Origin of the sequence: Pseudobutyrivibrio sp. 49, from assembly GCF_900100545.1 — a bacterium.
Taxonomy (GTDB): domain Bacteria; phylum Bacillota; class Clostridia; order Lachnospirales; family Lachnospiraceae; genus Pseudobutyrivibrio.
The window spans coordinates 87991-112468 of sequence record NZ_FNDP01000006.1 but is presented as its reverse complement, the minus strand read 5'-3'; the positions used below and the strand labels follow the sequence as shown (position 1 = coordinate 112468).

The window sequence follows — 24478 nt, the reverse complement described above, 5'->3', positions numbered from 1 at the left end:
TCTTGGAGGGACATATGGTAGGCAAAAAACAACGTTTTAGAACAGCAGTCTTAATTATCATTCTCGCAGTAGCTATCGTAGGCGGAGTTTTTGCTATTAGCTATTTTAAAGGCGGGGTCACTTTCCCATGGCAGGTATCCACAGAGGAGCAAAAGCCTGAGCAAGCGACACAGGAGCCTGTAAAAGAGGAGCCTAAGCTTGTGATCAAGGAAAAGAAACAGGACGAGGCTGTTAAGAAGGAAGAAGAGCTTAAGAAAGCTAAGGAAGAAACAGATAAAGCTGCGGAGGAAGCTGAAAAAGAAGCTAAAGAAAAGGAATTGGCGGAGTCTGTTATCCAGATTGGTAAACAGCTGGATTATTATGGCGCCCTTCATGTTGAAGATGGAAGGCTTTATGATGAAGTAAGAAATGAAGTAAGACTTACAGGTATCAGCACTAACAATCTTAGCTGGTATCCAGAGTTTGCGTCTGCAGATTCTATAAAGTTTCTTAAATCAAATTTGGGAATCAACGTAATCAGACTGGCTTTATTCACCAGCGATTATGATGGATATTGTGTAGCAGGTGCTGATAAGCAGCAGGAGCTCAAGAAAGTCATTGATGAGGCAGTTAAGGCAGCCACTGATAATGATATGTATGTTATTTTAGATTGGCATACATTAAACGATGCAAATCCTAATGAATATAAAGCAGAGGCAATTCAGTTCTTTGGTGAGATGGTTCGTAAATACGAATCAAACGACAATGTCATTTACGAAATTTGCAACGAGCCAAATGATGATACCACCTGGGAAGACATCAAGGCATATGCAAAGGAAGTTATTCCAGTGATCAGACGTGTTAACAGAACAGCAATTATTCTTGTAGGTACACCAAAAGGCTGCACTGATTTAGAATCAGTCTTGGCAGATCCACTGGATTCAGATGCTTTTGGCACTAATATTATGTATACATATCATTTTAATGCTCGCACACAAAAATCAAGCGATAGAAATGCTCTAATCAACGCATTAGAGGATGGTCTTCCGGTGTTTGTTTCTCAGTTTAGTTATTATTCAGCTGATGGTGTTGGCGACTTAGACAAGCATGAAGCTACAAGATGGGATGATTTGATGGATGATTACAATCTTTCTACATGCATTTGGAACTTATCAAATAGTGATGAGGGCTCTGCATTAATTAATCAGTCTTGTGACAAATATTTTGATTTCAAATATGAAGATTTGACAGAACAGGGAAAGCATTTATTTGAGAGACTTTCCGACAATAGAAAAAAAGCTGAAATCCCTGAAAAGGATGAAATAAAAGATAGTAAGGAGATAAAAAGAAGATGACAACTAATGAGAAAATCGCAGCATTGCGTGATTTAATGAAGGAGAGAGGAATTGATTTATACCTCATCCCAACAGACGATTTTCATTCATCAGAATATGTAGGAGAGCACTTTAAGGCACGTAGCTTTATCACAGGCTTTACAGGCTCAGCAGGTACAGCAGTTATTACATTAAAGGAAGCTCATCTTTGGGCTGATGGACGTTATTTCGTTCAGGCTGCAAAGCAGATTGCAGATTCAGAGGTTATTTTGGAGCGCATGGGAGAGCCAGGAGTTCCTGAGGTAGAAGAATTTATCGAGAAGAATTTCCCAGATGGCGGATGCCTTGGCTTTGATGGTCGTTGCGTATCAGCTAAGAATGCAGCAAAGTATTTTGATATCGCTACAAAGAAGGGCGGAGAGCTTGCTACTACTGAAGATTTAGTAGATGAGATTTGGACAGATCGTCCAGCACTGCCAAAGGCTACTACATGGCTTCTTGAGGATCAGTTCTCAGGCGAGACAATGGATTCAAAGATTGCCCGTATTCGTGAAGAAATGAAAAAGAAGGGAGCTGATGCTCATTTACTTACAGCTCTTTACGATATCGCATATACGTTAAACATCAGAGGAAATGATATTGCAAACGTTCCAGTTTTTCTTTCATTCCTTATTATCACAGATGAAAGCGTAATTCTTTTTACAGACACAACAAACTGGCCAGCAGAGGTAATGGGCTATCTCAACGATAAGGGTGTAAAGCTTTACCCATACGATATGATTTATCATTATCTTCAGAGTGCTGATATGGCAGACAGAAGAGTTCTTCTTGATCAGTCAATCGTTAATTACAACATGCTTAAGGCTCTAGAGGGCTCAGCAAAGATTATCGATGGCAAGAATCCATCAGAGCTTATGCGAGCTATCAAAAATGAGACTGAAATCAAGAATACAAAGTGGGCTCATGTAAAAGATGGTGTTGCATGCACAAAGGCTATTAAGTGGATTAAGGAAAATGTTGGTAAGGTACCAATGACTGAAATCACAGCTTCAGATTATTATGAGGCTCGCCGCAAGGAGCAGGAGAATTTTGTGGATCTTTCATTTGGTACAATCTCAGCTTACGGACCAAACGCTGCAATGATGCACTACAGCGCAAAGGCTGGTTCAGAGGCTACACTTAAGCCAGAAGGATTCTTACTTGTAGATTCAGGTGCTCATTTCCTTGAGGGTACTACAGATATCACACGAACAATCGCTCTTGGTGAGCTTACACAGCAGATGAAGGAGTACTACACAGTAGTTCTTCGTTGCCACTTAAGACTTCTTGCAGCCAACTTCCCTAAGGGAGTTACAGGTGCAAACTTAGACGTTCTTTCACGTGGACCAGTTTGGGATATGGGACTTGATTATCGCTGCGGTACTGGTCACGGCGTAGGTCACATCTTAAATGTTCACGAAGGACCAAACCGTTTCCATTGGAGAGTTCTTCAGGGACAGAATTCTGCTGAGATTCAGCCAGGTATGATTACTACAGATGAGCCAGGTCTTTACATTGAGGATGGCTTCGGAATTCGTATTGAAAACGAGCTTCTTTGCGTAGCTGGTGAGACTACAGAGTACGGTGATTTCCGTCACTTCGAGGCTATCACATACTGTCCAATCGACCTTGACCCAGTTATTCCAGAGATGATGACTGAGGCAGAAAAGAAGACACTTAACGAGTACCACGCAATGGTACGCGAAACCCTCAAGCCATACTTAACCGACGACGAGTACGCATGGCTTGAGAAAGAGACTAGGGAGATTTAATGAGTAAATTACTTTTAATTGACGGCCATAGCATTGCAAATCGCGCATTTTATGGCTTGCCAGATCTTACAAATAGCCAGGGGGAGCACACAGGTGCCATCTTTGGCTTCATAAACATGATGTTAAAGTTCATCGATGATGAACAGCCTGATAACTTTGCAGTGGCATTTGATGTTTCTGCCCCTACCTTCAGACACAAAATGTTTGAAGCCTACAAGGGCACCAGAAAGCCAATGGTTCCAGAGCTCAAGGAGCAGATTCCTCGTATTCAGGAAATGCTTAGAGCCATGGGCGTTCCAGTTATCACCAAAGAAGGCTGGGAGGCAGATGATATCTTAGGTACTCTTGCTAGAAATGGCGAGGAGAAGGGATTCGATGTTACTATCGTTTCCGGAGACCGAGATCTTCTTCAGCTTGCTACTGAAAAGGTTAAAATATCCATCCCTAAGACAAAGAAGGGTGGAACAGAAATCGAGAACTACTTCGCAGCGGATGTTAAGGAGGCCTACGGCGTTACTCCTAAGCAGTTCATCGATGTAAAAGCACTTCAGGGAGATACTTCTGATAATATTCCAGGTGTTGAAGGCATTGGCCCTAAAACTGCACAGACATGGATTGCTCAGTATGGTTCTATTGAGGAATGCCATGCTCACGTTGATGAGATGAAGAAGGGTAAGGTTGTTCAGAATTTCATCGACCAGTGGGATATTGCTGTGCTTTCCAAGGAGCTTGCCACAATCAATGTTAATGCTCCTATAGAGCTTGAAGAGGGTAGCACTAAGCTTGAGAATCTTTTTACAGAGGAGGCATATCTTCTCTGCAAGCGTTACGAGCTTAAGAAGCTTCTTCCTAGATTTGAAGCGTCTACTACTACAAAGGTTCAGGACAACAAGGCTGAGACCTTTAAACGTATATACGATTTAGGTGAGGTGGAGGATTTCTTCGCTGAGCTTAAAAAATCCGGCAAGGATTTTGTTGGTGCAAGCATTATGGCAGGAGAGGACAGATGCATAAAAGGTGCTGCGCTATCTGTTGGCGATTCTACAGTTTATGTGGATTGTGCTGGTTTTATCACCCCAGATTATCTTGGTCACAAGCTTATTGAAATCAGTAAAGCAGGCGTGAAGCTTTGCTTCTGGGATTTAAAGAATGCAATGCACATTCTTCATGAGCTTATGAGCTCAGAGGAGAAGCAGGCTGTTTTAGATAATGGCGGAAAGGCAGAGATTTTCCCTACAGCTGTGGATGTTGCTGTTGCTGCCTATCTTTTAAATCCAACAAAGAATGCTTACACAGCCGATGATGTTGCTAGCGAGATGCTTGGAATCATCATTCCTGCTCAGGCAGATTTATTTGGAAAAACAAAGCTAAATGTAGCTCTTGAGGATGATAATCTACTTGAGGCTGTTACTACATATGCTTGCTACAATGCCTATGTTGCATTTGCTGCTTTCGAAAAGGTTATTGCACAGATTAAAGAGGAGGGAATGCTTGATATTTATGAGAATATCGAGATGCCCCTTGTGTACACTCTTTTTGATATGGAGCTTCAGGGCATTGCCATGGACAAAGAAGCACTCGCTGAATATGGCAATCGTCTTTCAGTTCGTATAAACGAATTAGAGCAGAGCATTTATTCTCAGGCTGGAGAGGAGTTTAATATCAATTCTCCAAAGCAGCTTGGCGTAATACTTTTTGAAAAAATGGGAATAGAGGGTGGAAAGAAGACTAAGACAGGTTATTCTACAGCAGCTGATGTCTTAGAGGAACTTTCAGCCACAAATCCTATAATATGTGATATATTAGAGTATAGACAGTTGGCAAAGCTTAAGAGTACTTATGCTGATGGCTTGGCAGCCTGTGTTGATTCCGATGGAAGAATCCGCTCTACCTTCATGCAGACAGTTACTGCTACAGGACGTATCAGTTCTACTGAGCCAAATCTTCAGAACATTCCTATCAGAATGGAGCTTGGTAGAGAAATCAGAAAGGTATTTTACCCAAAGGATGGCTGTATATTCCTTGATGCCGATTATTCTCAGATTGAGCTTAGAGTACTTGCACATATGTCTGGCGATGAAAATCTGATTGGCGCCTTTAAGGCCGGACAGGATATTCACCGTTCTACAGCATCACTTGTGTTTAACACACCATTTGATGAGGTTACAGATCTCCAGCGCCGCAGAGCAAAGGCTGTTAACTTTGGTATCGTTTATGGTATCAGTGCCTTTGGTCTTGCAAAGGATATTGGTGTAGGACGAAAGGAAGCTCAGGAGTATATTGATAACTACTTCGTGGCTTATCCAAAGATGCATGAATTTTTGGAGGGGCTTAAATCTGATGGTAAGGAAAAGGGATATGTTACTACCATGTATGGTAGACGTCGTCCTATTCCAGAACTTTCGTCATCAAACTTTATGACCCGCCAGTTTGGTGAGAGAGTAGCCATGAATTCACCTATTCAGGGAACAGCAGCAGATATTATTAAGATTGCAATGGTAAATGTCCACGACAGACTCCTCAAGGAGGGACTTAAGTCAAAGCTTCTTCTTCAGGTTCACGATGAGCTTTTGGTAGAGGCACTTGAGTCAGAACGCACACAGGTTGAAAAGCTTATTGCTGAGGAGATGGAGAATGCAGCTAAGCTTGCTGTGGACTTAGAAATTGATATGAATTCTGGAAAGACATGGGCTGAAGCACACTAAGTGCTTTCCCGTCTTCCATGGAATTTATATATATTTTAATAGGGAGAGTATAAGCATCATTGTATTAGGAGGATATTGAAAATGTTTCCAAGAAAACAAATCAAAGCAAATGCCAGAGCTGCTTTATCAGCTAATTACTGGCCAGTAGTAGGTTATCCATTTTTATTGGGACTGCTGTTGGTAATTGTACTGTCTATCGTAAGTGCTAAGTCAATTATGTCAATGGCAGGTGCAGCAGGTACCTCTTCGCTGACAACAGCCGAAGCAGCATTAACAGCAAGCATGGGGACAACAGTTGCTACAGATACTGTTACAATTCTTTTATCAATCTTTGTCCTTAATGTTATTGCAGTTGGTCAGGTATACTTCTACTATAAGTTTTACAGCGGATCACGAGCAGACTTTAGTACATTCTTTGATGGATTTAAGAATGGTCAGTATTGGCACAACGTTGGCGGCATGTTCCTTATGACATTGTATGTATGTCTTTGGACAATGCTTTTCTGCCTTCCAGGAGCAATTCTTGTTGGTCTGGGAGCTGGATTCCTTTTTGTTGATTCAGGAGTAGGTGTGCTATTACTTGTTCTTGGAGTAATTCTTTATATAGTTGGTATAGTTTTTGCATTTGTTAAGGCATATCAGTATAGTATGATTCCATATCTTCTCATTGATAAGCCAGAGTTTACAGTTAAAGAGTGCTTTGAAATGACAAAGAAGATGACAAAGGGAAATAAGTGGAGTCTTTTCGTATTAGACCTTTCTTTCATCGGATGGATTATCCTTTCAATGTTCACTTTGTTCATTTTAGCAATCTTTTATGTTGAGCCTTATATGAATCTTGCAAAGGCTGGAGCTTATGATTATCTCAAGAGAGTTCATATGCCAGAGTCAGTAGAAGGTCCAACATTCCAGTCAGCATCTTTCGAGGCAGACTACACTTCAAGTGCGCCAACATTTGAGAACACAGATACATTAAATAATACACCATCATCAAATGATGATATTTTTGACGAGTAATATATGAAATTTATAGGAATTACAGGGGGCATCGGCGCTGGCAAAAGCACGGTGCTCTCTTTATTAAAAGAAAATTTTAATTGCAAAGTAGTGCTTGCCGACGAGGTGGCAGCACAGCTTATGACAAGTGGTCATAAGTGTTTTGATGAGGTAGTGGCTTTAAAATGGCCTACCTCTATTTTGGACGAGTCCGGAGAAATTGACAGACCTCTTATGGCAAAGTACATGTTCGCAGATGATGAGCTTCTAAGTGGAGTAAACTCCATCGTTCATCCTGCTGTGGAAAAAGAAGTACTAAATCAGGTAGAAGAGGAAAAAGAAAAGCACAATATAGAGTATTTTTTCTTAGAAGCTGCATTGTTAATAGAATGTGGATATGGTAAACTTGTGGATGAGATGTGGTATATTTATGCCAGCCCTGAGGTTCGCGAAATCAGGCTCATGGAATCCAGGGGTTACTCTAAAGAACGCATTGAAAATACCTTTAAAGTACAGCGTTCTGACGAGAGTTTTAGAGAGCACTGTGACAAAGTCATAGATAATAGCGGCAGCAAAGAGGGGACACTTGCTCAGCTAAAGGCATTACTTAGATAGATTAAAAAATGCTGAAGGGGATTTTTACTATGGAAAAGAAGGACATTGTTTTTGGCTTGGATATTGGTACAAGAAATGTCATCGGTACAGTTGGCTATCTTGAGGATGGGGAGTTTCACGTTATTGCTCAGACATTACGTGAACACGATACTCGTGCCATGCTGGACGGACAGATTCACGATATAGGTCGAGTTGGAGCTACCTGCGACGAGGTTAAAAAGGAACTTGAGAGTATGACAGGCCTCACTCTTACAGAGGTTTGTATAGCTGCCGCTGGTCGTGTGCTTCGTACTATTACTACACATGTGGATTTGGAATATCCAGAGGAGACTGTAGTTTCAGGCGAGGATTTACATACACTTGATATGCTTGGAATCGAGCAGGCTGGTAAGGAAATCAAAGGTGGTGCCGAGGACAGTAAATACAAGTTCTTCTGTGTAGGTTATTCTACAGTTAGATATTATCTTAATGGAGATCCATTCTCATCTCTTGAGGATCACAAGGCAGATGTTATCGGAGAGGATATCATCGTTACCTTCCTTCCTGAGGATGTTGTAGATGGACTTTATGCTGCTGTTGGCAAAGCTGGTCTTACAGTTGCTAATCTTACATTGGAGCCTATCGCAGCTATTAATGTTGCTATTCCACAGAATTTTAGAATGCTTAATATCGCCCTTGTTGATGTTGGTGCAGGTACCTCTGATATCTGTGTCACAAAAGATGGCAGTATCATTGCATACGGCATGATTCCTATGGCCGGTGATGAGCTTACTGAGGTTCTGGTTCATGAATATTTAGTTGATTTTGCTACTGCAGAGCAGATTAAGAGAGCTTCTACAGAAGGTGGAGATATCACCTACGAAGATATTATGGGCATCAGCCACACCATCAAATCTGAGGAAGTATATAAGCTCACTAATCCAATTATGGAAAAGATTGCCAGCGAGGTTGCTTCAAAGATTAAGGAGCTCAATGGCGACAAATCTGTTTCAGCAGCTTTCGTTGTTGGTGGAGGCGGAAAGATTCATGGCTTCACCGAGGCACTTGCCAATGATTTAAAGATTGTTGACGAGCGTGTTGCTCTTCGTGGCGAGGAAGTCATGAAGAATGTCATCTTCGAGCAGGAGGATATTAAGAAGGATTCACTTCTCGTTACTCCAATTGGTATCTGCCTGAATTACTATGAGACAAAGAACAACTTCATCATGATTCACTTTAATGGAGAGATGATGAAGCTTTACGATAATGGACAGCTTACAATTGTGGACGCTGCTATGCAGGCAGGTTTCTCTGCTGAGCAGTTGTTCCCACGCCGTGGTAAGGAAATCAATTTCACGGTCAATGGTGTTTCACGTATGATTCGCGGTGTCGAGGGTGAATCTGCAGTTGTTAAAATGAATGGAAAGCCAGTAGGAATTAATACTCCTCTGGAGTTCAACTGTGATGTTGAGTTCGTTCCTTCTACAGTTGGCGCAGGTGGAAATGGCACCATCGCTGATTTGGAGGAATTCACTACAGAGTATCTGTATTTCACAGTATGTGGACACAGAGTTAAGTGTCCAAAGTTTGTTGAAGTTAATGGTTCTATGGAGCCATCAACATATTCAGTTAAGGATGGAGATGTTATTGAAACACGCCCATTCTATACAGTTGGTCAGTTGGCAGAGTTTATGGATGTGACTATCGATGATCGCTACGAGATTCTCGTTAATCATCGTCCATCCAGCCTTGACTCATTGGTATATGAAAATTTCGTTATTGATTGGACTACCACTACACCGGTAGCCTATGCAGGAGATTATCTTGCCGAGGATGATGAAGGTATGCCAGAGGATTATGATATTGATGTTGCACCTGAGAATATCACTGATGTTCACACTAAGATGAAGGATGAGGCAACAGAGCTTCCAATCACCATCAATGGAAAGAAGAGAGTGCTTTGCGGAAAGAAGGATTATATCTTTGTAGATATTTATAATGTAATCAACTTCGATCCGAACGAAAGCAATGGACGTCCACTCATCACAAAGATTAATGGACATAAGTGCGGCTATTCAGATGAGCTTCATGAGAATGACGAGATTGAAGTATATTGGGATAATGAAGCTATAATAAAATAGAAAGTAGATATATTTATAATGGATTTTTTTAGTATTGCAAGTGGTAGCAGCGGCAATTGCATCTGTGTTGGAGATGACAGCACACATGTAATGATCGATGCAGGTATTTCAGGAAAGCGCATAGAGGCGGGGATGAACAAATATGATTACACCACCGCCGATATGGCTGGCCTGCTGGTAACTCACGAACATTCAGATCACGTGTCTGGACTTGGAGTAATCTCCCGTAAATACCATATTCCGATTTACGCTACGGCACCTACAATCAGAGCAATACGTTCTATGAAAAGCCTTGGGGCCATTGATGACACACTTTTTCATGTCATCAAGCCCGATGAGGATTTCTCTATAGGTAGTCTTAATATTCACCCGTTTCATATCAGCCATGATGCTGCAGACCCAGTTGCATATCGTATAGAAAATGCTAATTCTAAGGTTGCAGTATGTACTGACTTAGGTTATTATGATGGCTATATTGTTGATAATTTAACAAATTTGGATGCTCTTTTGCTTGAGGCAAACCACGATATCCACATGTTGGAGGTTGGTTCCTATCCTTATCCACTTAAGCAGCGTATTTTAGGAAATTATGGACATCTTTCTAATGAGGCCAGTGGAAAGCTTTTAAGCTCAATACTTAATGACAATATTAAGCATGTTTTCTTAGGGCATCTTAGTAATGAAAACAATTATCCAGACCTGGCTTATGAGACCGTGCGTCTGGAGGTTAACATGGATGAAAGCACTCCATACAATGCGAGTGATTTCGATATAACTGTCGCGTCACGTAGTGACGTCTCAGAAAGAATAATTATTTAATTGAGCTAGTAAGTAACAATCTCTTAGATTTCTGAATGAAGCATTCTATAACTGAATGAAGAAACACTAAGGATTGTTACTGTAACTAGCGGAATAGAAAAGGAGAATTCTTATGGAAAACAAAGTTATTATTACCGTAGTTGGTAAAGACACAGTTGGTATTATTGCTCGTATCTGCACTTATTTAGCAGGGAGCGGGGTAAATGTCTTAGATATTACACAGACTATTGTTCAAGGATTCTTCAACATGATGATGATTGTAGATATCGAAAAGGCAACAAAGAATTTTGGAGAAATTCAGAAGGATTTAGAGAGCCTTGGAGATGAGATTGGTGTTCAGGTAAAGGCTCAAAAAGAAGAGATTTTTGAGAAGATGCACAGAATATAAATAGGGGGGGACCCCGAAGGGGGAGAACCTGTTTATCACAGCGCACCCATTGCCGAAGGCAATTTGCATGGGTGCTGCTTTCCCGTATAAAGGAGGATATATGGTAAATTTACGTGAAGTAATCGAAACTAACAAGATGGTGGAGGAGCAGACACTTGACGTCCGCACAATCACTATTGGTATCAGCCTTCTTGAGTGCATTGACTCAGATTTAAAGAAGGTTAATGAAAACGTATATAATCGTATCACTACAGTTGCGAAGGATTTAGATAAGGTTGCAAAGGAAATCGAAAGAGACTATGGCATTCCTATTGTAAACCGCCGTATTTCTGTTACACCTATCGCGCTTATTGGTGGCGCTGCATGCAAGAAGCCAGAGGATTTCGTTACTTTGGCTCATACACTTGATAAGGCAGCAGAGGCTGTTGGCGCTAATCTTATTGGTGGTTATTCAGCTCTTGTTTCTAAGGGAATGACTACAGCAGATGAGATGCTTATTCGTTCTATTCCACAGGCTCTTTGCGAGACACAGAGAGTTTGTAGTTCAGTAAATTTAGCTTCTACAAAGACAGGTATCAATATGGATGCTGTTCGCCTTATGGGTGATATCCTTCTTCAGGTGGCAGATCGTTCAAAGGATAGAGATTCTGTTGACTGCATGAAGCTTGTAGTATTCTGTAATGCTCCAGACGACAATCCATTCATGGCTGGTGCCTTCCACGGTGTTACCGAGGCAGATGCTATTATCAATGTTGGTGTATCTGGTCCTGGTGTTGTTAAGAAGGCACTTGAGCAGGTTCGTGGCGAGAGCTTCGAGGTTCTCTGTGAGACAATCAAGAAGACAGCCTTCAAGGTTACACGTGTAGGTCAGCTTGTTGCACAGGAGGCTTCTAAGCGTCTTGGCATTCCATTTGGTATTATTGATTTATCACTTGCACCTACTCCAGCTATTGGAGATTCGGTTGCAGATATTCTTTGTGAGATTGGTCTTGAGTACGCTGGTGCTCCAGGTACCACCGCAGCTCTTGCAATGCTCAATGATCAGGTTAAGAAGGGCGGCGTTATGGCAAGCTCTTACGTAGGTGGACTTTCAGGAGCCTTCATTCCTGTATCAGAGGATCAGGGTATGATTAATTCTGTTGAGGCTGGTGCAATCACTCTTGAAAAGCTTGAGGCTATGACATGTGTTTGCTCAGTAGGTCTCGATATGATTGCTATTCCAGGAGATACACCTGCTACTACAATTTCTGGTATGATTGCAGATGAGATGGCACTTGGTATGGTTAACCAGAAGACTACAGCAGCCCGTCTTATCCCAGTTATAGGTAAGGGTGTTGGCGACACAGTAGAGTTTGGTGGATTATTTGGATATGCACCAATCATGCCTGTTAATAAGTTCTCTTGCGCAGACTTTATTAATCGTAAGGGTCGTATTCCTGCCCCTATTCATTCATTTAAGAATTAGTTGTATTGTAAACCGGACATGGCGCAACATTTTCTTTCAGGAAATGTTGCCTGGCAAAAGCTAGCTTTTATAGGCTTTTCATTTTTAAAATTAATAGATTTATTTTGAGCATCTTATGTTTTTGACATGAGGTGCTTTTTTATTATCGTATTTTTTAGCATTATATTTTAAATATAAAACTTTTTTTTAATTAATCTATGTGCTACAATGTCAACTATTGATTTAGGCGATGACTATATAGGTGCAATATAGGAGCCTAGATTACTCAAAATGATAATTCTATAGATATTATTTCTTTAGTTTTCTTTTATCATTCCAGGTTGGGTTGAATTAAATATTATGGGTCATAACAATTAAGGACAAATTATTGGTAGAACACTTTCTACATACCAAAAGGCAGAAAAGGCCAAAAAGTATGTAGTTTGCAAGGAGAAGCTACATACCAAAAGGCAGAAAAAGCCAAAAAGTATGTAGTCTGCAGGGAGAAGCTGCATACCAAAAGGCAGAAAAGGCCAAAAAGTATGTATTCTGCAAGGAGAAGCTACATACCAAAAGGCAGAAAAGGCTAAAAAGTATGTAGCCTGCAAGGAGAAGCAACATACCAAAAGGCAGAAAAGGCCAAAAAGTATGTAGCCTGCAAGGAGAAGCAGCATACCAAAAGGCAGAAAAGGCCAAAAAGTATGTAGTCTGAAAAGAAAATGCAGTATGCAAGTGTGAAAACGGATTTATTTGTTCAGAAAAAATTAGTTAGGAGTCAATAATTATGAAAAGCCTAGTAGCAATTGCGCAGGAAGAATTGAGCAAAGTAAATAAAGCTCTGGAAAAAAATGAAAGGAATTTGGCAAATTTAAGAAATGTTCCGCCAAGTAATCTCAGAGCTATCAAGAAAGGAATGACATATCAATATTATTTGAAAACGTCTGAGGATAAACAATCACGATATTTAAAGAAGTCTGAACGATATTTAGCCGAGAATCGCGCTCAGCTGGATTATGAATTGAATATTCAAAGAGTACTCAAAAATCAGCAAAAAATTCTTAAAAATTTAATATCGAGATACAATGAAAATAGTGTTGAGGATACCTATAGATGTTTATGCGAAGGCCGAAAAAATATAGTTCAGCCAATACAAATGCCTATAGAGCAGTACATATATGAATGGAAAAAATCCTATGAAGTAAATAAAAATAGTATTCCTATGAAGGTTCAATATGAGACAGTGAACGGTGAAATGGTTAGATCTAAATACGAAGAAGCACCTTTGAATATTCAAGTGGTAGCAGCAAAAATAGCAGAATATCTCTAAGGAATAAGCGGCACAGTGACACTATTGTGATTTAAATTATGATATTATATAAGCAGTGTATAAGGCATTGAAATATGAAAAAAATGGGGGCTTAAAATGTGTAGAGTAAGAAAAATATTGGCATTGGTTATGGCAGGTGCATTGGTGACGGGATTAGTTGGTTGTGGGGCACAGAGTGAAAAGTCTGAGCAGGCAACTGCATCTCAAACTGAAACAAATGAGACTGAGGCATCCGAGGAAGCTTCAGAAGAAGCTGATAACAGCACATCTGAAAGTGCAACCATTCCAGCATATGAATACCCAGGTCCAGAGTTGTTTTATAGTGTATTGTATAAATATATAAATGATGAGTTTGCAGCAAATTATGATTCGGCAGATGTTGCTATTCCAATCGTCAATATTATTTATCAGGATGAGAGCAATAAAGAAGATATCAAGGTATATGGTGATTTCTGGTACATGAATTATGATTTGAAGGGAGATACACTTGAGTGTGTTTCAGGGGGTTCATATCCTGGCTGCATTCATATGAAAACTACTGATGAAGGATATTCAGTGACAAGCATGGATATAGTTGAAGATGGTAGTAATTATCTTGATTCTGCTAAGGAAATTTTTGGCGAGCATTTTGATGATTTTGAAAAGGTCTCTAGTGATGATGATGCTAGAGAGAAGGTAAGAGCACAGATTATTTCAAATTATGTTTTTGCAAACGACCTAAATATCAAGGCTTATCAGGATCAGGGTTGGGACCCAGTTACACTACCTGAGCAGAATATTGATTCATTCTATAGTATATTAGATTAGGGAGTTTAGCTGTTTATTTCATCTGGAATTCATACTGGCAAATGAGAAAAGGCGGCAAGAAATCTGCTTCTTGTGAATAAGAAAAGATTATTTATCATTGGATGATGTATATGGACAATATACCAGCAATTCGGATAGGAATAAAAGATAAATTTGTATCAGTAAATGATGGCATTTTTAGGTTGTTTGGCGGGCGGCAGGAATTTTTTTCGGAAACCTATCGTCCCAAGATTAGTAAATATGGTTGCGGAATCGTTGCTGCTATAAATTCTTATCTTTATATTGCACAGGTAAATCAGATTTCCAAAGATGATTTTATGACTTTGGTTCAGGATTATCTTGATATGTATCCCACCTCAAAGATTCTTTTGAATCTGGGGGTGGGCGTTTTGCCGTGGCAAATGTCATCCTATATTCAGCGAAAATGCAAGTCTGTTAATATAAATGTAAAAGCTAGCTGGAGAGGACGCGAAGGCGTGGGTTCATTGTATAACAAAATGAAAGCTGCATTATTAGAAGATATGCCGGTAATTTGGGCATTTTATAATCTAAAGTCTTCCCATAGGATTCAGTTTTATAAATATATTGATGGAAAATTTAAAGATACATATTTTGATGAACAAGCCAAAGAACATAAATATGATGATGTGAATAGTCACTATGTTACTGTGACAGGAATCATCGAGCGAGAGAATAATGGATACCTAGAAAGATGGGTGGAGATATCTTCCTGGGGATCAAAATATTATGTTAATTATGATGAGTACGAGACCTTTGTTAGAAACGCAGGAGGAATACTTAATCCCTTAAATTTGGTTAATGCATATTGCTCGAATATTTTAATTATAAAAAAGCGATAGCAACTTTTAGGTATTCAAAAGCAATTTTTGATAAGAGTAACTTTTTGGGGGTTGTTAGAATATAATTGCACGAACAATATAATAATGCGTAATATCGGACATCTGCGGCGAAATAGTCCGAATATGCATTAAGTATGGCAACAATTCACAAAAGGAGAAGATGTATGAAAAAATTCAAAATCAGAAAACTGATGGCAAGAGTACTGGCACTTGCCTTAGTTTTCAGCACATTTTTTATGGTATCTAAGGTAGATGCCAACGCTGCCAGCTACAATTTAATGGAGACCTATGGAGCAAAATATGGGTACTCTGGAAACTGTGTGCATACACACATGCTTAGGGATTCAAGAATTGTAAATGCAATCAAAAAGGATTCCAATATAGTAACACTTGGTAATGAAATGAAGCCTGATTACCTTTTGGGAAGCAGACAGGCAACTCTTATTTCGGTTGATGAAGCAAAGCGTCTTGGTTACTATATTCCTTCAAATTACAAAGAGCGTTATGTCCCAAAAATTGATTTTAGAACAGTTGATGAAGCAGTAAAAATTTGCTATGAGAATGGTCTTAAGATGAGAGGTCATACTCTTGTATGGCATTCACAGACCCCAACCTGGCTATTCAGAGAGAATTATTCAGGAAATGGCAGATTTGTAAATACAGCTACTATGGATGCTCGTCTTGAGTTTTATGTTAAGTCTGTAATGGGACATTTCTATTCAGGCAAATACGGTAGCACACTGGTATATTGGGATGTGTGCAATGAGACACTTCATGCTCAGAATTCTGGTTGGGAAGCTGTTTACGGAAGCAACAAGACAAACGCAGTATATGTAAAGAAAGCTTTTAATTACGCATATCAGGTACTTGAGCAGTACAAGCTTACAAATTCCGTTAAGCTTTTCTACAACGACTACAATACATACATGGAAGTCAATGATGTGATAAAATTAGTAAACTACATCAATCAGGGGAAGAAGGTTTGTGCAGGTGTAGGCATGCAGTCACATCTTGGAACAGGCTTTCCTTCAGTAGATTATTATACAAATGCACTTAACTCATTCCTTCGTGCAGGATTTGAAGTGCAGATCACAGAGCTTGATATCACAAACAAAGGCGATTATGATTTGAACAATTACGCATATCGCCTGTTTAAAAATATTAACGCCGCAAAAAAGAATGGTGGAAACATTTCATGTATCACATGGTGGGGACCATCAGATGCAGAGACATGGATTAGAAATGAAAAGCCACTTATCTGGTCAAATATTGGTGTTGAAAAGCCAGCCTATGATGAGGTTGTAAAGGCATTTACAGAGACATTTGGTAATCCTGGCTCATTTACACCACAACCAACGATTACACCACAGCCAACCCCTACACCATCTGGACAAAACGTAAATACGAATTCAACAGCACATATTGATGATGGCTGGTATTATTTAAAGAATACAAATTCACAGAAGTATCTTACAGTTGAAGGAGATTCAGCTAAGGCTGGAGCAAATGTTTGTATTGGAACAGGAAGAGGCCTTGATGGCCAAAAATGGTATGTTAGGAATACAAATGACGGATATATTACCCTCACATCTAAGCTTGGCGACTTCATGCTTGATGTAGCAAATGGTTCTGCTGAAGATGGTGCAAATATTGGTATTTACAATGCATATGGCGGAGATGCTCAGAAGTTCTTATTAAAGAATACCAAGACAAATGGTGTTTATACTATTGCTACAAAGTCTTCTAAGGAAGTGCGTTACATTGATGTTTATGAGCACAAAAAAGTTGAAGGCACCAATGTATGTCAGTGGTTATATTATGGCAATCCAAATCAGGAATGGGTATTTGAGAAGGTAGCTGAGCAGTCAGTTACACCTCAGCCGACACCAGCTCCAACACCAGTTCCAACACCAGTTCCAACACCAGTTCCACAGCCAGCAGTTAAGGGATTAGAGCTTAGTTATACAATTAATAACTGGGGAGGCGGCTATCAGGTAAGCTACAAGATTTCTAATGCCACAGGAAACACAGTTAACGGATGGACATTAAAGGTAAATAAGAATCAGGTAAACATCGATTCTAGCTGGAATGTAAAGGTCACAACAAGTGGTGATTATTATGTAATCACACCGGTTGACTGGAATGCAAGCATTGCAAATGGAGGAAGTATCGAGTTTGGCAGCATAGGCGTAGGCCAGATAGGAAACTCATTTGATTATGTATTAGAGTAATAATAGAAAATAAGAGAATGCATATTGCTTGAATATTTTTTTAATTATTGAAAAGCCATAACAATTACTTCATTGTTTTAGGGTAGAATACACCTAAGTGGGAGCTTTTACAAAGGAGGGGTTATGGCTTTTTTTCCAATGTTTGTTGATTTAAAAGGGGCAAATTGTTTGGTTATCGGCGGCAGTGATGTGGTGTTGAAAAGATCTGATGCTCTTTTGGACTTTGGTGCCAAGGTTACGGTTATGACAAAGGAGGAATTTACCCCAGCAGATATACAAGGCCGCAAGATGGTTGTGGTAGATACCGATGATGAGGAAATCAATCTTCAGATATCCATGATGTGCAAGGATTCCAATATTCCAGTCAATATTGTTGGGCATCCAGAGCTGGGAACCTTTAGTTTTCCGGCCTATGTGAAGGAGGGAGATTTGGTTGGCGGTTTTTCAAGCAGCGGAAAAAGCTCTGCCTTAGCAAAATTTCTGGCCAATAAAGAAAAAGAAGTTTTGACACCAAAGCTTGCCGATTTAAATGAGATGCTTGGAAAATGGAAGGATCCTATCGAGGAACTTTTTCCTAACAAGGCAAATCAAAACAGTGCATTTGAGCAGCTGATTGATTATGCCCTTTGCTTTGATGGAACTCCTACCGATGAAGAGGTTCAGGAGCTTTTGATGTCTATAAGCATGACACTTTAATTTTACTAGATATATAAAAGGAGAATAATTATTATGAAATATCCAACCTACTTGCGCAGTGGTGGAACAATTGGGCTTGTTGCCCCTTCTTTTGGGTGTGCATTTGAGCCGTACAAAAGCTGTCTTGATTCTGCTGAAAAGCGTTTTGAGAAAATGGGCTATAAATTAATTGAAGGGCCTAATTGTAGAAAAAGTGATGGGGTTGGAATTAGCTCATCGCCGGAAAATTGCGGGAAAGAGCTGACTGAGTTTTACTGTAGCGAAAATAATGACATGCTTATCACCTGTGGTGGTGGAGAGCTCATGTGTGAGACTTTGGATTATGTTGACTTTGACGCCATCAAAGAGGCCAAACCAAAGTGGTACATGGGCTATTCCGATAACACTAATTTTACTTTTTTACTTAATACAATTTGCGATACTGCTGCAATTTATGGACCAAGCATTGGTGCATTTGGCATGGAAAAATTGGAGCCAGCGTTGCAGGATGCATTAGATATTTTCACAGGGAAGAAGACATCAGTTTCTGGCTATACCAGCTTTGAAGTTGAATCGCTTAAGGACGAGGAGCATCCTTTTGTAGGATACAATCTCACTGAGAAAAAAGAATTAAGACTCTTTATGGGCGAAACAGAGACTAACCGAGTCCCTGAGTTTGAAGGAATTATTACAGGCGGTTGTCTTGATTGTCTAGCAAACCTTGTTGGTACTAAATATGATCAGGTGGCAGCTTTCAATGAGCGCTACAAAGATAAAGGTGTTGTCTGGTTCCTGGAAGCATGCGATTTGAATGTAATGTCGATTCGTCGTGCTCTTTGGAATCTCGATAGAGCAGGCTGGTTCGTAAATACGAAGGGATTTATCATTGGTCGCCCTGCAGCTGCATGGAAGCAGGAGATGATGGGGCTTGATCAATATAACGCAGTAACAGGAATCCTTGGAAAATATAATGTACCTATCGTGATGGATGCAGATGTAGGTCATCTTGCACCTGCCATGCCAATCATATCTGGTGCACACGTACACGTATCTGTAGATAACAATATTACGCTAACCTATGACTTCATATAGTAAAAGGCGAGCCACAACTTAAAATAATTGTCAAAAAATATTCTCCCATCTCCTTAAATTTTGGTATAATTTAAGTATCGAAATTCTAAGGAGAAGGGGGAATTTTTTATGTCTACCAGAGTCTATGATTGCCTGAAGTTAATCGCAGAGAAAATCATTGAAAATAAAGACTTTCTTACAGATTTAGACCGAGAAATAGGTGATGCTGACCATGGTGTAAACATGGCCAGAGGATTTCAGGCAGTTATCGAAAAAGTTGATCCAGAGGATGCTGATATTGGAAATGCACTAAAGAAGACAGGCATGACACTTTTGTCTACTGTTGGAGGTGCATCGGGACCATTGTATGGCACTGCCTATATGGAGGCAGCAAAGGTCTTTGCAGGTAAAACGGAAGTCAGTGGGGACGACTTCAAAGCTGCAATGGAAGCTGCTATTGCTGGAATCCAGAAGCGTGGCCACGCAGAAAAAGGGGAAAAGACCATGCTTGATGCACTTATGCCTGCAACAGATGTCTTATCAGAGAAGCTTGCTGGGGGAGCAAGTCTTGCTGATGCACTTACCGATGCCTGCGTAGCTGCTAATGAGGGTATAGAATTCACAAAGACTATTGCAGCCACAAAGGGTCGTGCAAGTTATTTGGGAGACCGTAGTATTGGTCATCAGGACCCAGGTGCTACATCTCTTACAATGACACTTGAAACAATCAGAGATTTCCTTAAGGCATAACGTATATACGAATTAACAAACAGGGGGATTTGTTATGGTAGGACTGGTTTTAGTATCCCACAGCCCAAAGATTGCTGAGGGATTAACTGATTTGACTTCCGAGATTGCAGCAGCACATAAGGGGATTGTGGCTGCAGGGGGCTTGGAAGATGGAACTATCGGCACAGATGCAATTCGTATTTCCGAAGCAATTCGTCAGGCTAATGACGGAGATGGTGTAGTAGTTTTAGCTGACTTAGGAAGCGGGGTAATGAGCTCTGAAACTGCTATTGAACTTCTGGAGGACGAAGATATTAAGGTGAAGCTGGCTGATGCTCCACTTGTTGAGGGCACTATTGCAGCGGCAGTAAGCGCTATGGTGGGCAGCGACCTGGAGGCTGTCCTAAAAGCGGCGGAGGACTGCCGTGGCGTAAAAAAAATACCATAAAAGTGCAGATAGCTTGAGAGTGTAACAGGCGAGAGACCAATTAGGAGGAGGAAAATTTTATGAAGAAACTTATTAATGGGGTTGATAACATCGTTGATGAGATGCTGGAAGGTATGGTTGCTGCTTATCCACAGTACATCAAAAGACTTGATGGTTTTGATGTTGTTGTAAGAGCAGGGGGCTCTAAAGGTAAAGTTGCGCTTGTATCTGGTGGCGGTAGTGGACATGAGCCTGCACATGGCGGATATGTTGGCAAGGGAATGCTTGATGGCGCTATTGCTGGAGCTGTATTTACATCACCTACACCTGATCAGGTTTATGAGGCAATCAAGGCTGCAGACGGTGGCAAGGGTGTTCTTCTTGTAATCAAGAACTATACAGGCGATGTTATGAACTTTGAGATGGCAGCTGATATGGCTCGTGACGAGGGAATTGAGGTTGATCAGGTTATCACAGCTGATGATGTGGCTGTTGAAAATAGTACATGGACAACAGGACGTCGCGGTATCGCAGGAACAATTTTCGTTCATAAGATTGCTGGTGCATGCGCTGAGGCTGGCGGAAGCCTTGCTGATGTTAAACGTGTAGCAGAGAAGGTTATCGCAAATGTTCGCTCAATGGGTATGGCTGTTGATGCATGTACAGTACCTGCAGCTGGAAAGCCTAGCTTTGATTTAGCTGAGGATGAAATCGAAATCGGTATTGGTATTCATGGCGAGCCAGGTGTAAACCGCGAGAAGATTGGTACAGTAAACGAAATTGCAGATAAGCTTCTTAATAAGATTTTTGCAGAGGGCATTTACAATTCAGGTGACGAAGTTGCTGTTATGGTAAACGGTATGGGCGGAACACCTTTAATGGAGCTCTTTGTAGCAAACAAGCATGTGAAGGAAGTTCTTGATGGAAAGGGCATCAAGATTCACAAGACTCTTGTAGGAAATTACATGACCTCTCTCGATATGGAAGGCTTTTCAATCACTCTTTTGAAGGTTGATGACGAGCTGAAAAAACTTCTTGATGCTCCTGCAGATACACCTGCATTTGTTCAAGTATAATTCGTAAATATTTGTTATAATATAGGGGAGATGGTGATAAGCCATCTCCCATTTTTGATATTGGCGGGGAGTGTTTATGAAGAGAAAAACAAAGCGAATTATTTGCATAGCACTTATTTACACATTATTTTGTCTTATAGCGGTGCTTATGAAAAACTTTGTTGATTTTAGAACAGAGGCAGAGCCGCTTGCGGATATTGCGGAGGAGACTACGGAAGAGGACACACAGACACCTACTGAGCCTGTAATTAAGGTTGTTACCCCTGGAACGGGACATGTAGTTTGCATTGATGCAGGTCAGCAGCAGACTCCAGATATGAAAAAGGAGCCAATTGGTCCTGAGGCCACCAAGAAAAAGCCTAAGATGGATGATGGACCTGTTGGAAAATATACAGGTATTACAGAATATCAGTTAAATCTTGATATTGCCCTTAAGGTGCAGAAGGAGCTGGAGAATCGAGGGTATACCGTCGTTATGACTCGTACTACCAATGATGTAAATATAAGCAATAGTGAGCGCTCCAATATAGCCAATGAAGCAAAGGCAGAGGCTTTTATCAGGATTCATGCAGATGGCTCTGATGACAGCACTGTACATGGTGCATCTGCTGTTTGCCAGACTACAGATAATCCATACAATGGAAATCTCTATGAAAGCAGCAGAAAGCTGGCTGACTGTGTTTTAGATGGTATGGTGACCTCCACAGGTTGTGAAAAACGACAGGTTATTGAGGTCGATTCAATGCCTGTAATCAACTGGAGTCAGGTGCCAGTTTCGATTATAGAGGTGGGGTATATATCAAATAAAGACGAGGAAATTAAGCTTGCAACAGAGTCTTATCAGCAATTAGTGGCAAAGGGGATAGCCGATGGTTTGGATAATTATTTTAATTAATCCATGGCCGTTCATAATCTTATTTTATAATCTACATAGAAAATACACTATTAATGTTGCCAAAGGTGGTAGAATTCAAGTATGAATGCGATTCTTTAATTCTAGGGAGAGTTGGTAACTGTCAGTAGTGTATTTTTTTGTGGAGGTAAATATGCAAAAAAAAGAGCATTCTTTCTAGTGTTAAGACCAAATTGATTATTACAATGGTAGTGCTTGCAGCATTACCACTTCTCACTGCTACTACTATTAATTATGTCAGAACCACAACAAAGGCAAAGGAGGATGCAAAAATCACACTTGCCTGGTCTGCATGGTTCCTCGAAAGCGAGATAAATAAAATATTCGCTGAGACGGAATTATCTATGAAATCTCTGGCATCATCCCCAGGAACAATTGAATATGTTAAATCTGGTAAAAACGGTGCTCAGTTAAAACACCAGATGGATATAATTAATGCCTATTTCAATGATGGAAATGCCATTACACTTTCTGATGCAACGGGAAAGATGATTCTTAGAAGTGATGGAGGAGAACTGGCAGATATTTCTCAGAGAGATTACTGGAAAAATGCTATGAAGGGAAATACCGCCACATCTACAGTAATGACCAGTTCATCAACAGGAAAGAGATCGGTTTGTATTGCTGTTCCTGTTTATGATGTGAGTGGCAGTGTTGTTATTGGCGTTTTACATAGAAGTTTTGATTTATCAAAATTCCGAGATATTTTGGGTGAAGATGGTGAAGAGGCATTTTTGGTTGATTATGAGGGAACTCTTGCTTCTCATGCTTTCTATGACATAGCAGTAGATGATGAGCCTGTTAGTTTTGCGTCATCTCCATACATAACCTCTGATTTGGAAAGTGATACTTATATCAGTAATGCCAGCGGTGAACCAACATATGTTTCCTATGTAAGGGAACCAATCACGGGATACATTATCTGTGATGCATTGGCTATTTCTGCAGTAACAGCAGAGGCAAGAGCATCAGCAATAACAAATATCATCCTTGGTGTGGTTTTGCTTGTAGTGGCTGCTGTTTTAGCATACTTACAGGCACTTAGTTTCACGACTCCAATTGTGGCAGTTAATGCAACATTAGCAAAGCTTGCTGATGGTATTTTTGAAAAAATTGATAAGTACACAAATCGCAAAGACGAATTTGGTGAGATTGTTAATAATACAAACAGTCTGATAGAGAAGCTGTCCACAATTGTGGGACACATTAAGAATTCTTCTAATACAGTTGCTGATTCTTCAGATGAGCTTGCAACAATGGCAGATCAGATTGCAAGAACCACAGAGACAGTTGCTTCTTCAGTTCAGCATATTGCAAGTGGTGCAGTGCAGCAGTCTGAGGACATTCAGTCAGCAGCAGAAGGTACAAACAAGATTACAGATGCGGTAGGAAGCGTTCAGGATTCTACAGTGGAGATGACAGAGCTTGCCAAGAGAATGAAGGCAGCATCAGAGGCATCTACAGCTTCACTTGATATTCTCCAGAATACAAGTGGTGAGATGACCACAAAGATTGATGAGATTTCTACAAGAATTTCTTCAACACAGAATGCTGTTTCAAATATCAACGAGCGAGTTGAAGGAATTGCAGGTATCGCATCCCAGACAAATCTTCTTTCTCTTAATGCTTCTATCGAGGCAGCAAGAGCAGGTGAGATGGGTAAGGGCTTCGCGGTTGTTGCTGAGGAAATCAGAAAGCTTGCTGATGATTCTGACAGCCTTGCTTCAGAAATTAGAGCAGAGATGGATGCATTGCTTCAGGAGGCAGAGCAGGCAGTTAATGCAGCTACTCAGGTTATGGAAGGTAATGCAGAGCAGCAGAAGGCATTGTCTAAGACCTTCGAATCAGTACAGGGAATGCTTCAGGATATCGAGGATACAGTACGAAGCGTTGCCAGAATTTCAGATGAGGCACAGACCTGCGTAGACTCAAATTCACTGGTATCAAATGCCATGACTTCACTGTCAGCTATTTCCGAAGAAAATGCAGCTTCTTCAGAGACAACAGGTGCTTCTGTAGAAGAGCTTTCAGCTACAGTAAGTACACTTGCTGATTCAGCTGCAAACCTTAAGGATATTGCAGAACAGCTCAATGAAGAAATGAAGTTCTTCAAATAACGCATAAACGAATTGAAAAGAAATGTGTCATTGG

The 24478-nt window shown here is 40.4% G+C and carries 20 protein-coding genes; all 20 read left to right on the top strand.

From position 1 onward, the window contains the following. The first annotated feature begins 14 nt into the window (after positions 1-14). Entirely contained in the window at positions 15-1334 is a 1320-nt protein-coding gene (locus BLP54_RS07405; RefSeq protein WP_176754499.1) for a glycoside hydrolase family 5 protein, read from the top strand. Next, a complete protein-coding gene (locus BLP54_RS07400; protein WP_090168241.1) occupies positions 1331-3124 on the top strand; it encodes an aminopeptidase P family protein in 1794 nt (597 codons plus the stop codon). Before BLP54_RS07405 ends, BLP54_RS07400 begins: the two co-directional genes overlap by 4 nt. Continuing rightward, positions 3124-5829 (top strand): DNA polymerase I, encoded by a 2706-nt coding sequence (gene polA, locus BLP54_RS07395; protein ID WP_090168239.1) that lies wholly within the window; start codon positions 3124-3126, stop codon positions 5827-5829. Before BLP54_RS07400 ends, polA begins: the two co-directional genes overlap by 1 nt. 81 nt (positions 5830-5910) lie before the next feature. Beyond that, a complete protein-coding gene (locus BLP54_RS07390) occupies positions 5911-6846 on the top strand; it encodes a DUF975 family protein (RefSeq protein WP_090168237.1) in 936 nt (311 codons plus the stop codon). 3 nt (positions 6847-6849) lie between these two features. After that, positions 6850-7440, top strand: coding sequence for a dephospho-CoA kinase (gene coaE, locus BLP54_RS07385; protein ID WP_090168235.1), 591 nt, complete (start codon positions 6850-6852; stop codon positions 7438-7440). A gap of 29 nt (positions 7441-7469) precedes the next feature. After that, entirely contained in the window at positions 7470-9560 is a 2091-nt protein-coding gene (locus BLP54_RS07380; protein ID WP_090168233.1) for a cell division FtsA domain-containing protein, read from the top strand. 18 nt (positions 9561-9578) lie between these two features. Continuing rightward, positions 9579-10379: an MBL fold metallo-hydrolase gene (locus tag BLP54_RS07375; RefSeq protein ID WP_090168230.1), complete on the top strand. Its 801-nt coding sequence runs from the start codon at positions 9579-9581 to the stop codon at positions 10377-10379. A gap of 112 nt (positions 10380-10491) precedes the next feature. Next, positions 10492-10767: an ACT domain-containing protein gene (locus tag BLP54_RS07370; protein ID WP_090168227.1), complete on the top strand. Its 276-nt coding sequence runs from the start codon at positions 10492-10494 to the stop codon at positions 10765-10767. A gap of 100 nt (positions 10768-10867) precedes the next feature. Then, positions 10868-12232, top strand: coding sequence for a PFL family protein (locus tag BLP54_RS07365; RefSeq protein ID WP_090168225.1), 1365 nt, complete (start codon positions 10868-10870; stop codon positions 12230-12232). A gap of 763 nt (positions 12233-12995) precedes the next feature. Next, positions 12996-13538 (top strand): hypothetical protein, encoded by a 543-nt coding sequence (locus BLP54_RS07360; protein ID WP_090168223.1) that lies wholly within the window; start codon positions 12996-12998, stop codon positions 13536-13538. A gap of 96 nt (positions 13539-13634) precedes the next feature. Next, positions 13635-14345: a hypothetical protein gene (locus BLP54_RS07355; RefSeq protein WP_090168221.1), complete on the top strand. Its 711-nt coding sequence runs from the start codon at positions 13635-13637 to the stop codon at positions 14343-14345. Between the two features lie 110 nt (positions 14346-14455). Beyond that, a complete protein-coding gene (locus tag BLP54_RS07350; RefSeq protein ID WP_090168218.1) occupies positions 14456-15205 on the top strand; it encodes a hypothetical protein in 750 nt (249 codons plus the stop codon). A gap of 164 nt (positions 15206-15369) precedes the next feature. After that, entirely contained in the window at positions 15370-17436 is a 2067-nt protein-coding gene (locus BLP54_RS07345) for an endo-1,4-beta-xylanase (protein WP_176754498.1), read from the top strand. 123 nt (positions 17437-17559) lie between these two features. Beyond that, positions 17560-18132, top strand: a complete 573-nt coding sequence (locus BLP54_RS07340; RefSeq protein ID WP_090168216.1) for a precorrin-2 dehydrogenase/sirohydrochlorin ferrochelatase family protein — start codon at positions 17560-17562, stop codon at positions 18130-18132. 33 nt (positions 18133-18165) lie between these two features. After that, complete coding sequence (locus BLP54_RS07335) at positions 18166-19203, top strand: S66 family peptidase (RefSeq protein WP_090168214.1); 1038 nt, start codon at positions 18166-18168, stop codon at positions 19201-19203. 108 nt (positions 19204-19311) lie between these two features. Continuing rightward, a complete protein-coding gene (dhaL, locus tag BLP54_RS07330) occupies positions 19312-19932 on the top strand; it encodes a dihydroxyacetone kinase subunit DhaL (RefSeq protein ID WP_090168212.1) in 621 nt (206 codons plus the stop codon). Between the two features lie 34 nt (positions 19933-19966). Continuing rightward, positions 19967-20359, top strand: coding sequence for a dihydroxyacetone kinase phosphoryl donor subunit DhaM (dhaM, locus tag BLP54_RS07325; protein ID WP_090168210.1), 393 nt, complete (start codon positions 19967-19969; stop codon positions 20357-20359). Positions 20360-20418: 59 nt separating this feature from the next. Then, positions 20419-21414: a dihydroxyacetone kinase subunit DhaK gene (gene dhaK, locus BLP54_RS07320; protein ID WP_090168209.1), complete on the top strand. Its 996-nt coding sequence runs from the start codon at positions 20419-20421 to the stop codon at positions 21412-21414. Between the two features lie 76 nt (positions 21415-21490). Next, a complete protein-coding gene (locus BLP54_RS07315; RefSeq protein WP_242870657.1) occupies positions 21491-22309 on the top strand; it encodes an N-acetylmuramoyl-L-alanine amidase family protein in 819 nt (272 codons plus the stop codon). 191 nt (positions 22310-22500) lie between these two features. Further along, complete coding sequence (locus tag BLP54_RS07310) at positions 22501-24444, top strand: methyl-accepting chemotaxis protein (protein ID WP_242870656.1); 1944 nt, start codon at positions 22501-22503, stop codon at positions 24442-24444. Positions 24445-24478 lie beyond the last annotated feature (34 nt).